The following is a 10,695-nucleotide window of genomic DNA, read 5'->3' as shown; positions in this document are numbered from 1 at the left end:
GGCCGGCGCGGCCGGCCCGTGGGCCGCCCCGGGTGGCGGCGAGCCGAGCGGGCGCGGTCACACCGCCGCCCCGGCCCCCGGGTTTCCCGGCCACGCGTCCGCGTCCGTTCACGACCAGCGGACGGTCACCTCGATGCCGGCCTCAGGCGGCGCTCCGCAGCCCTGGGCCCACCCCTTCGGCGCCCCCCGGACCGGGCAGCCGCTGGGGTCGTTCCCGCCGCCGAACCCGGGGACCGCCGTCGGCGGTCCGCCGCCCAACCCGTTCGCGCCTCCCGCGCAGGCCGTCCCGCCGCCGCCCATCGCCCCCGACGGGCCGGGACAGATCCCCTACGGCTACCCGGGCGGCTACGGCTACGGCTACCCGCCTCCGCCGCCCTACGGGGGCGGCGGCCCCGGTATGTACGGCTGGACCGGAACCGGGGCGGGGGACAGCAACGGCATGGGGGTCGCCGGGCTCGCGCTCGGGATCCTCGCCGCCGTCCTCTTCTGTCTGTGGCCCCTCGCCGCCGTCCTCGGCATCCTCGGCGTCGTCTTCGGCTCGATCGGACGCCGGAAGGCCGGCCGGGGCGAGGCCTCCAACCCCGGCCAGGCGCTGGCGGGCATCATCTGCGGAGCCGTGGGACTCGTGCTCGCCGTCGCGGTGGGCGTCCTGACGACCGTGGTGCCCTGAGACGCCTCCGACGGACGGCGAGAGCCGGCTCAGCCGCCGGCCTGCAGCCGCTCTCTCGCCTCCATCAGTGCGAACCCCAGCAGGTTCGGCCCGCGCCACCGCTGCGGATCCATCGCCGCCTCGTCGTCCGCCGCGAGACCGATGCCCCACACGCGGTCCATGGGGCTCGCCTCGACCAGCACCCGGGTGCCGGTGCCCAGCAGGAAAGCGCGCAGCCCGGCGTCCGAGGCGAACTTGTGGACGCTGCCCTCGACCACGATCCCGAACCGCTCCCGCTGCCAGGTCTCCTCGTCGAAGCCGCGCACCAGCCGCCCCTCCTTCTTCGCCTCTGCGGGGGAGCGGGCGGCCAGCGCCCGCCGCTCCGCCTCGGCGTCGCCGAACAGACGTGCCTTCCCGGCCATCATCCAGTGCTCGGCCGTCGCGTAACCGATCCCGTCGACCACGAACGGTGACGGCCACCACTGGCTGAGGCAGCTCGCGCCGATCCGCCCGTCCGGCCTGGGCCGGTGTCCCCAGAAGTGCAGGTACTTGATCCCGGCCCCCGCCCGGACGGCGCTGACCAGCGCCTCCCGGTCCTCGATCCTGTCCATGCAGCCGAGCATGGCACGCGCCACTGACAGAGCGTCCCTCCTTTTCCGCTCCGACTCGACACCTGGTCGCCCCTCGTCGACAGATTCCGTCGCGTAACCAAAAGGCAACAACGGAATCACTTGTTGGAGTGCCCTTGCTCTGTCAGGATCGGCAATCAATTCGAGCTGGAGCTACGCCACCCGCTGCCGAACACTTCGGGGCGAAGGCGGAGGAGAGCGACATGCAGGACCGGTTTCCCGCACAGGAACGTTTCTCGGACGGCGCGCAGTACATCGCCGGCCGCCTGACGAAGGGCACGTCCGGCGCCACCCACACCGTGGTCGACCCCGCCACCGGCGAGGACGTCCTCACCTACGAGCTGGCGGGCGCGGGCGACGTCGACGCCGCCGTCGCCGCCGCGCGCGCGGCCTTCCCCGGCTGGTCCGCGGCCACCCCGGGTGAGCGCTCCGACGCGCTGCACCGCTTCGCCGCGGTCCTCGCCGACCGGGCCGAGGACCTGGCCCGCGCCGAGTCCCTGCAGTGCGGCAAGCCGCTGAAGCTGACCCGCGAGTTCGACGTCCCCGGGACGATCGACAACACCTCCTTCTTCGCCGGCGCCGCCCGGCACCTCGCGGGCCAGTCGGCCGGCGAGTACTCCGGCGACCACACCTCCTACGTCCGCCGTGAGCCCATCGGCGTCATCGGCTCCATCGCCCCCTGGAACTACCCCCTCCAGATGGCGGCCTGGAAGATCCTCCCGGCGATCGCCGCGGGCAACACCATCGTGCTCAAGCCCGCCGAGCTCACCCCGCTGACCTCGCTCCTGTTCGCCCTGGCGGCGACGGAGGCCGGGATCCCCGACGGTGTCGTCAACATCGTCACCGGGACCGGGCGGGTGGCGGGCGAGCACCTGGTCGGGCACCCCGGCGTGGCGATGACGTCCTTCACCGGCTCCACCGCCGTCGGCAAGCGCGTCGCCGAGGTCGCCACCGCGACCGTCAAGCGGCTGCACCTGGAGCTCGGCGGGAAGGCGCCCCTCCTGGTCTTCGACGACGCCGACCTGGAGGCCGCCGCCAACGGCGCGGTCGCGGGCGCGCTCATCAACACCGGGCAGGACTGCACGGCCGCCACGCGCGCGTACGTGCAGCGGCCCCTCTACGAGGCGTTCGTCGAGCGGACGGCCGCGCTGATGGAGACGGTCCGGGTGGGAGACCCCTTCGCCCCCGGCACCGACCTCGGTCCGCTCGTCTCGCATCCGCAGCGCGACCGGGTCGCCGCCTTCGTCGACCGGGCGCGCGGCTACGCGCGCGTGGTGACCGGCGGCGAGGCGCCCCAGGGGGAGCTGAAGGGCGGCGCGTACTACCTCCCGACGCTCATCGCGGGCGCGGCCCAGGACAGCGAGGTCGTCCAGTCCGAGATCTTCGGGCCGGTCCTGGTGGTCCTGCCCTTCGACGGCGACGACGAGGGCATCGCGCTCGCCAACGACACCCCCTACGGGCTGGCCGCCTCCGCGTGGACCCGGGACGTGTTCCGGGCGAACCGGGCGACGCGCGAGATCAAGGCCGGATGCGTGTGGATCAACGACCACATCCCGATCATCAGCGAGATGCCGCACGGCGGCTACAAGGCCTCCGGCTTCGGCAAGGACATGTCAGCGTATTCGTTCGAGGAGTACACCCAGGTAAAGCACGTTATGTTCGATAACACGGCGGTGGCCCGCAAGCCCTGGCACCGCACTGTCTTCGGGGACTGACAAGCGACGACGATCGGCCGCCGACCACGGCCGTACCTCCCGAAAGGGCACCACGCGCATGGAGCAGTACGAGCCAGACCGCCTCAGCCCGGCCCACCTGGCCGCCATACGGCGCAGCTTCCGCAACGGCAGGGCGGCCATGACCCGCCGGTCGGTGCTGCGCGCCTCCGCCGGCGGCGCGCTCACCCTGGGCGGCCTCGGCGCGCTGAGCGGCTGCGGCATCCCCGCCGCCGGCAAGTCCCAGGGCGGCGTCTCCGCCGACGACCACTCGGCGAAGGAGAAGGTCGTCAAGTTCTCCAACTGGCCGGAGTACATCGACGTCGACGACAGTGGCAAACGCCGTCCGACGCTGGACGCGTTCCGCAAGCAGACCGGCATCGCGGTCACGTACACCGAGGACATCAACGACAACGACGAGTTCTTCGGCAAGATCCAGCCGGAGCTCGCCGCAGGCCAGGACACGGGCCGCGACCTCATCGTCCTCACCGACTGGCTGGCCGCCCGCATGATCCGGCTCGGCTACGTCCAGAAGCTGGACGCGTCCCACCTGCCCAACGCCTTCGCCAACCTGTCGGACCAGTTCCGCAGCCCCGACTGGGACCCGGGCCGCGCCTACTCGTACCCCTGGCAGGGCATCTCGACGGTCATCGCCTTCAACAAGAAGGCGCTCGACGGCGTCGAGGTGAAGTCCGTCTCCGACCTGCTCGACACCCCGGCGCTCAAGGGCCGGGTCGGCCTGCTGACCGAGATGCGCGACACCGTCGGCATGGCCATGCTCGACATGGGCAAGGACCCGGCGAAGTTCACCGGCGACGACTACGACGCGGTCCTCGCCCGCCTCCAGAAGGCCGTCGACAAGGGCCAGATCCGCCGCTTCACCGGCAACGACTACACGTCCGACCTCAGCAAGGGCGACCTGGCGGCCTGTGTCGCCTGGGCCGGCGACATCGTGCAGCTCCAGGCCGACAACCCCGACATCGCCTATGTCATCCCGGACAGCGGCTACATGACCTCGACCGACAACATGCTGATCCCCAACAAGGCGCGCCACAAGACGAACGCCGAGCGGCTGATCGACTACTACTACCAGCCCGAGCCGGCCGCCGAACTCGCCGCGTACATCAACTACGTGAGTCCGGTCGCGGACGTGAAGCCCTACCTCGCCAAGATCGACAAGTCGGCGGCGGACAATCCGCTGATCCTCCCCGACAAGGCCATGCAGGCCAAGTCCCATGCCTTCCGCTCCCTGAGCGCGAAGGAAGAGACCGCCTACCAAGCGAAGTTCGCGAAGCTGACCGGGGCGTGACGACGATGAAGACGAACGACAGCGGCAGCGGCGACGTCCGCCTGACCGGCATCAGCAAGACCTACGGCTCCTTCACCGCCGTCCACCCGCTGGACCTGACCGTCCCGCAGGGCTCCTTCTTCGCCCTGCTCGGCGCCTCCGGCTGCGGCAAGACGACCACCCTGCGCATGATCGCCGGACTGGAGGAACCCTCCTCCGGGACCGTCCACCTCGGCGACCTCGACGTCACGGCCCTCCCGCCGTACAAGCGCCCGGTGAACACCGTCTTCCAGTCCTACGCCCTCTTCCCGCACCTCGACATCTTCGAGAACGTCGCCTTCGGTCTGCGCCGGCGCGGCATCAAGAGCGTGAAGAAGCAGGTCGAGGACATGCTGGAGCTCGTCCAGCTCGGCGAGCAGGCCCGCAAGAAGCCGCACCAGCTCTCGGGCGGCCAGCAGCAGCGCGTCGCCGTGGCCCGCGCCCTGATCAACCACCCCAAGGTGCTCCTCCTCGACGAGCCCCTCGGCGCGCTGGACCTCAAGCTGCGCCGCCAGATGCAGCTGGAGCTCAAGCGCATCCAGACCGAGGTCGGCATCACCTTCGTGCACGTCACGCACGACCAGGAGGAGGCCATGACGATGGCCGACACCGTCGCGGTGATGAACGCGGGCCGCGTCGAACAGCTCGGCTCCCCGGCCGACCTCTACGAGAACCCGCACACCACGTTCGTCGCCAACTTCCTGGGCACCTCCAACCTGATCGAGGCCGAGGTCGACTCCAGGAGCGGCGACGACATCGTCCTCAAGGCGGGCGGCGGCAAACTGGTGCTGCCCGAGGCGCGCTGCTCCGCGCCCACCACGACCGGCGGCAAGGTGCTGGTCGGCGTCCGCCCGGAGAAGATCTCCCTCAGCCACGTCGACGACGCGGGCGAGATCCCCGAGGGGCGCAACCGCATCACCGGGAAGATCGCCGACTCCTCGTTCATCGGCGTCTCCACCCAGTACGTCATCGACAGCTCGGTCTGCCCCGAATTCGAGGTCTACGCCCAGAACATCGACCGCGACGACCGGCTGGTCCCGGGCGCCGACGTCGTCCTGCACTGGAGCCCCGCCCACACCTTCGGACTGGACGCGGCACAGGACATCGACGCAGGCGTCCAGGAAGAGACGGCGGTCTGAGATGGCGACCCTCACCGAGGCGCCCCCGCCTCTGTCCCCGACGGCGCCGGCGAAGAAGCCCCCGCGCAAGCGCGGCCGTCTGACGCCGTACTGGCTGCTGCTGCCCGGTCTGCTCTGGCTGATCGTGTTCTTCGCGCTGCCGATGATCTACCAGGCCTCCACGTCCGTGCAGACGGGCTCACTGGAGCAGGGCTACAAGGTCACCTGGCACCTCGCGACCTACTGGGACGCCCTCAGCGCGTACTGGCCGCAGTTCCTGCGATCGGTGCTCTACGCGAGTGCTGCCACGATCCTGTGCCTCGTGCTCGGCTACCCGCTGGCCTATCTGATCGCCTTCCGCGCCGGACGCTGGCGCAACCTGATCATGATCCTGGTGATCGCGCCGTTCTTCACCAGCTTCCTGATCCGCACCCTGGCCTGGAAGACGATCCTCGCGGACGGCGGTCCCGTCGTCGGCGCCCTGAACAGGCTGCACGTCCTCGACGTCACCAGCTGGCTCGGCTGGACGGCCGGGGACCGGGTCCTCGCCACACCGCTCGCGGTGGTCTGCGGTCTGACGTACAACTTCCTGCCGTTCATGATCCTTCCGCTGTACTCCTCGCTGGAGCGCATCGACGGACGCCTGCACGAGGCGGCGGGCGACCTGTACGCCAGGCCGTCCACCGTCTTCCGCAAGGTCACCTTCCCGCTGTCGATGCCGGGCGTGGTCTCCGGCACGCTGCTGACCTTCATCCCGGCGGCCGGCGACTACGTCAACGCGGAACTCCTCGGCTCGACCGACACCCGCATGATCGGCAACGTCATCCAGACGCAGTTCCTGCGCGTGCTGGACTACCCGACGGCGGCGGCCCTCTCCTTCATCCTGATGGCCGCGATCCTCTTCATGGTCACCTTCTACATCCGCAGGTCCGGGACGGAGGATCTGGTCTAAATGCCCTTCGTCAACTGGCTCAAGCGCCATTTCGTGGTCATCGCAGGGCTTCTCACCCTCGCGTATCTCCTCCTGCCGAACGTCGTCGTCACGGTGTTCTCCTTCAACAAGCCGAAGGGCCGCTTCAACTACGAATGGCAGCAGTTCTCCACGGACGCCTGGAAGGACCCGTGCGGGGTCGCCGGCATGTGCGGCTCGCTGTCGCTCAGCCTCCAGCTCGCCGTCTGGGCGACTCTCGGCGCCACGCTCCTCGGCACGATGATCGCCTTCGCGCTGGTGCGCTACCGCTTCCGCGCGCGGGGCGCCGTCAACTCGCTGATCTTCCTGCCGATGGCCATGCCCGAGGTCGTCATGGCGGCCTCGCTGCTCACCCTCTTCCTCAACCTGGGCGCACAGCTGGGATTCTGGACGATCCTCATCGCCCACATCATGTTCTGCCTGAGCTTCGTCGTGACGGCGGTGAAGGCACGCGTGATGTCGATGGATCCGCGCCTCGAACAGGCCGCCCAGGACCTCTACGCCGGGCCCGCGCAGACCTTCCTGCGCGTCACCCTGCCGATCGCCGCCCCCGGAATCGCCGCGGGCGCGCTGCTCGCCTTCGCGCTCTCGTTCGACGACTTCATCATCACCAATTTCAACGCGGGCTCCACCGTCACCTTCCCCATGTTCGTCTGGGGTTCGGCACAGCGCGGGACGCCCGTCCAGATCAACGTCGTCGGCACGGCCATGTTCCTCGTCGCCGTGGCCCTCGTCCTGACGTCGATGGTCGTCAGCAATCGCCGCAACAAGCAAAAGGCGTGAGCCTGCGCAGCATTCCGTAGGGAGTTGACATCATGGCCCCGAGCGCCATGAACCGGTGGATCACTTCTCTTTCCGACGCCCAGCCGGTCCCGTTCTGGCTGGAGGACCCGGGCCGGCCCCGCCCCGAGGCCGCGCTCACCGGCCCCGAGACCTGCGACCTGCTGGTCGTCGGCGGCGGCTACAGCGGACTGTGGACCGCGCTCCTCGCCAAGGAGCGCGAGCCGCAGCGGGACGTGGTGCTGCTGGAGGGCCGCGAGACGGGCTGGGCCGCCTCGGGCCGCAACGGGGGGTTCTGCGCGGCCTCCCTCACCCACGGCCTGTCCAACGGGCTCACCCGCTGGCCGGACGAGATCCACCGGCTCCAGGAGCTCGGGATGCGCAACCTCGACGAGATCGAGGCGTCGATCGCCCGGCACGGCATCGACTGCGACTTCGAGCGCACCGGTGAGATCGACGTCGCCACCGAGGAGTACCAGGCGCAGGAGCTGCGCGACTGGTACGAGGAGCTCGACCGTCGCGGCCTCTGCGACGGCATCGAGTTCCTCGACGCCGACGCGGTGCGCGAGCAGGTCGCCTCACCCACCTTCGAGGCCGGCCTGTACGACCGCCGGGGCGTCGCCATGCTCCACCCCGCCAAGCTGGCCTGGGGCCTGAAGGCGGCGTGCCTGCGGCTCGGGGTGCGCGTGTACGAGCACACGCCGGCGCTGGACCTGAAGCCGCACGGCGCCGCAATGGCCGTCCGCACGCCGTACGGGCAGGTCCGCGCGCGGCAGGTCGCTCTGGGCACGAACATCTTCCCCAACCTGGTCCGGCGGGTGCGGTCGTACACCGTGCCGGTCTACGACTACGCGCTGATGACCGAGCCGCTGACCGCCGGACAGCTCGACTCGATCGGCTGGAAGAACCGGCAGGGACTCGGAGACTCGGCCAACCAGTTCCACTACTTCCGGCTGTCGGCCGACAACCGGATCCTGTGGGGCGGGTACGACGCCGTCTACCCCTACGGGGGCCGGGTGCGCGCCGAGTACGACGACCGGCCGCAGACGTACGCCAAGCTCGCCGAGCACTTCTTCGGCTGCTTCCCGCAGCTGGAGGACGTCCGTTTCACCCACGCGTGGGGCGGGGCGATCGACACCTGCTCGCGCTTCTCGGCGTTCTTCGGCACGGCCCACCGGGGCAGGGTGGCGTACGCGGCCGGGTACACCGGTCTGGGCGTCGGGGCCACGCGGTTCGGAGCCGAGGTGATGCTCGACCTGCTCTCGGGGGAGAGCACCGAGCGGACGTCGCTGGAGATGGTCCGCAGGAAGCCGCTGCCCTTCCCGCCCGAGCCGTTCGCCTGGACGGGCATCGCCCTCACCAAGTGGTCGCTGGCCCGGGCCGACGCGCACGGCGGACGGCGCAACCTGTGGCTGAAGACGATGGACAGACTTGGACTGGGCTTCGACAGCTGACCGGCCCGGTGGCGGCGAGGGCCGGAGCGAGCCGCGGCCCGGTTCACTCCAACGGGTTGCCCGAACCCGCGTAATGCCCGCCGGGGACCTCCCTCTCCCTTGTGACGCGACCGCGTCCACGAGTGAAGGGGAGGTCTTCTCATGGCTGGGGCGAAGACGGCCGTCGAATGGCTGGCATCGGTCGCACCGGATCCCGACGCGTGTCGCTGGGAATGGGAGCGCAACCCGCTGGGGGTGGCGCTGCTGCCCGCGGGCAGGGCGTGGGACGTGCTCATCCTGCCGGGCGCGCTCGGCCATCCCACCCTCGACGTCCTCACCCGGATCCTCGACCGGCCGGGCCCGGTGCTCGTCGACTTCGGGGACGACCGCATGGGCTTCTTCGTGGCGCCCGGGACGGCCGCCCGCTGGCTCGGCACCGGCATCCGCACGGCCGGGGCCGGCACCTGGATCGTCGTGCCCTATCCGGGCCGCTCGACCGGCACCGTGCGCTGGCTGGTCCCGCCGGACGGCACCGGAACCCTGACCGACCCGGCGCTCCTCGAACTGGCGATGCACGAGGCGGCGGCGGGCCTGGCGGACGGACGAGCCGACTGACGCCCCGGACGCCCCTCCGCGGCCACGCCGGGACGGACACCTTCACCCCACCCGGGCGGGACACACCGCCCCTCGGCGGCCGACGCGGCCGACAGCACGGAGACGGCTCACACGGACCCGTACGGGCGGCGCGGCCCTCCACGGGCGGCGCGGCCCCCGGCGTGCGGCAGACCGACCACGATGACCCGGGGCCCCGTCGGCAGCCGGACGACCGGGCGGCAAGCCGGTCACGAGGCCTCGCGCGGGCCCGGTCCGGGGGCTTTCACCGCGCCTGTGGGCGAGCCGATCGCACGGGCCTGTGCCGCCGCACGGCCGACGGGCCGGATCGCGACAGGCCGGATCGCGAGGGCTTCGCCCGGCTCCCGTGGGCGGGATCGATCGTGCCGGCTCGCTCGCTGTGCGCCGGGCTCAGTCCGCCGACGTCGTCTTCAGGGCCAGCCACAGCTCCATGCGGACGTCCGGGTCGTCCAGGGAGCGTCCGAGGATCTCTTCCACCCGCCGCATGCGGTAGCGCAGGGTGTGGCGGTGGACGCCCAGGTCGGCCGCTGCCGCGTCCCACTGGCCGTGCCGGGACAGCCAGGCCCGCAGGGAGGCCACCAGGTCGCCGCGCCCGGTCGCGTCGTGCTCGTGCAGCGCACGCAGCAGGCCGTCCGCGAACGCCTTCACCGCGTCGTCCGCGAGCAGCGGCAGCACGGAGCCCGCCGCGAGCTGCTCGTGCTCCACGAAGAACCGGCCCCGGCGCCGTGCCACGGACAGCGCCTGTTCCGCCTGTCTGTACGCCGCCGCCGCGGCGATCGGCCCCGCCGGCGCCGACAGCCCGACGACCAGCTCGTCCTCGTCGCCCGTCCCGGGCGCGGCGCCGTCGTCGGCGCGCGCGCTCTCCCACGCCGTCGCGTAGCGCGCGCACGCGGTCGCGGCCGCGCCCCCGTCCCTGACCAGCGCCGTCAGCCGGTCGCCCTCGGGGACGGCCAGCACGGCCTCCCCGGCCCGGGCGGCCGCCGACTCGATCGTCTCGACCAGACCGCCGAACGGGTCGCCCGCCGGCTGGGCCGCGAGCGCCGCGCGCGCGTGCGGCCCCTCCGCGACGCCCGCCGACCCGCGCGCGGACGGGTCCGCGTGCGTCCGCGAGGCCGACGCCGCCTCGGCGACGATCACCCGGAAGGGGGCGTCGAGCAGATCGCCGTACAGGTCCCCGGCGACCGCCCGCGCATGGTCGGGCTCGCTCGCCAGCAGCATGCGCAGCACCGCCGCGCCGATCCGCTGCTGTGCCGCCTGCAGCGGGCGGGAGCGTTCCGTCGTCAGGGTCAGCAGGGCGATGGCCGAGTGGACGGCGTACCGCTCGGCGGTGCCCGGGGCCGAAGCGGTGCCGACGGCGAGTGCCGCGCGCGGGCGCCGGCCGGTGCCCAGGGAGTGCAGTTCGATCCGGTCGTCGTGGCGGTCGTCGTGCTCGGGCCGGTCGCCC

10 protein-coding genes are annotated in these 10,695 nt (G+C 71.6%); 8 read left to right on the top strand and 2 right to left on the bottom strand.

Features of this window, described 5'->3' with window-relative positions:
* A partial coding sequence (locus tag BG482_RS45715; RefSeq protein ID WP_256096617.1) for a DUF4190 domain-containing protein occupies window positions 1-670 on the top strand: 670 nt, incomplete at its 5' end.
* A 29-nt stretch (window positions 671-699) separates the two neighbouring features.
* Here BG482_RS45715 and BG482_RS39210 read toward each other — a convergent pair.
* Window positions 700-1,260 carry an NADAR family protein gene (locus BG482_RS39210; RefSeq protein WP_069773996.1) on the bottom strand — a complete coding sequence of 187 codons (561 nt, stop codon included), beginning with the start codon at window positions 1,258-1,260 and terminating at the stop codon, window positions 700-702.
* Between the two features lie 221 nt (window positions 1,261-1,481).
* On the opposite strand from BG482_RS39210, the gene BG482_RS39205 reads away from it, so the two are divergent.
* From BG482_RS39205 to BG482_RS39175, 7 genes are all read left to right on the top strand, one after another.
* On the top strand, window positions 1,482-2,993 hold the full coding sequence (locus BG482_RS39205) for a gamma-aminobutyraldehyde dehydrogenase (RefSeq protein ID WP_069773994.1): 1,512 nt from the start codon (window positions 1,482-1,484) through the stop codon (window positions 2,991-2,993).
* 58 nt (window positions 2,994-3,051) lie between these two features.
* Entirely contained in the window at window positions 3,052-4,299 is a 1,248-nt protein-coding gene (locus BG482_RS39200) for a PotD/PotF family extracellular solute-binding protein (RefSeq protein ID WP_069773993.1), read from the top strand.
* Window positions 4,300-4,304: 5 nt separating this feature from the next.
* Complete coding sequence (locus BG482_RS39195; RefSeq protein ID WP_176741580.1) at window positions 4,305-5,456, top strand: ABC transporter ATP-binding protein; 1,152 nt, start codon at window positions 4,305-4,307, stop codon at window positions 5,454-5,456.
* 1 nt (window position 5,457) lies between these two features.
* Entirely contained in the window at window positions 5,458-6,387 is a 930-nt protein-coding gene (locus tag BG482_RS39190; protein ID WP_069773991.1) for an ABC transporter permease, read from the top strand.
* Window positions 6,388-7,188: an ABC transporter permease gene (locus BG482_RS39185; RefSeq protein WP_069773990.1), complete on the top strand. Its 801-nt coding sequence runs from the start codon at window positions 6,388-6,390 to the stop codon at window positions 7,186-7,188.
* A 32-nt stretch (window positions 7,189-7,220) separates the two neighbouring features.
* Window positions 7,221-8,639: an FAD-binding oxidoreductase gene (locus BG482_RS39180; RefSeq protein ID WP_069773989.1), complete on the top strand. Its 1,419-nt coding sequence runs from the start codon at window positions 7,221-7,223 to the stop codon at window positions 8,637-8,639.
* A 141-nt stretch (window positions 8,640-8,780) separates the two neighbouring features.
* Window positions 8,781-9,233, top strand: a complete 453-nt coding sequence (locus tag BG482_RS39175) for a hypothetical protein (RefSeq protein WP_069773988.1) — start codon at window positions 8,781-8,783, stop codon at window positions 9,231-9,233.
* A 408-nt stretch (window positions 9,234-9,641) separates the two neighbouring features.
* On the opposite strand, the gene BG482_RS39170 is transcribed toward BG482_RS39175, so the two are convergent.
* On the bottom strand, window positions 9,642-10,695 hold a 1,054-nt coding region (locus BG482_RS39170; protein ID WP_176741579.1), incomplete at its 5' end, for a CdaR family transcriptional regulator.

The sequence above is a fragment of the Streptomyces sp. LUP30 genome (assembly GCF_001746365.1).
In the GTDB taxonomy this organism is placed as follows: domain Bacteria; phylum Actinomycetota; class Actinomycetes; order Streptomycetales; family Streptomycetaceae; genus Streptomyces.
Note: the sequence above shows the minus strand (reverse complement) of the source record. Positions and strands in the feature narration are given on the sequence as shown.

Excerpts from the sequence above, each read along its gene's own strand:
- BG482_RS39210 (WP_069773996.1), bottom strand. The coding sequence starts at position 1,260 with ATGGACAGGATCGAGGACCGGGAGGCGCTGGTCAGCGCCGTCCGGGCG.
- BG482_RS39205 (WP_069773994.1), top strand. The coding sequence starts at position 1,482 with ATGCAGGACCGGTTTCCCGCACAGGAACGTTTCTCGGACGGCGCGCAG.
- BG482_RS39200 (WP_069773993.1), top strand. The coding sequence starts at position 3,052 with ATGGAGCAGTACGAGCCAGACCGCCTCAGCCCGGCCCACCTGGCCGCC.
- BG482_RS39195 (WP_176741580.1), top strand. The coding sequence starts at position 4,305 with ATGAAGACGAACGACAGCGGCAGCGGCGACGTCCGCCTGACCGGCATC.
- BG482_RS39190 (WP_069773991.1), top strand. The coding sequence starts at position 5,458 with ATGGCGACCCTCACCGAGGCGCCCCCGCCTCTGTCCCCGACGGCGCCG.
- BG482_RS39185 (WP_069773990.1), top strand. The coding sequence starts at position 6,388 with ATGCCCTTCGTCAACTGGCTCAAGCGCCATTTCGTGGTCATCGCAGGG.
- BG482_RS39180 (WP_069773989.1), top strand. The coding sequence starts at position 7,221 with ATGGCCCCGAGCGCCATGAACCGGTGGATCACTTCTCTTTCCGACGCC.
- BG482_RS39175 (WP_069773988.1), top strand. The coding sequence starts at position 8,781 with ATGGCTGGGGCGAAGACGGCCGTCGAATGGCTGGCATCGGTCGCACCG.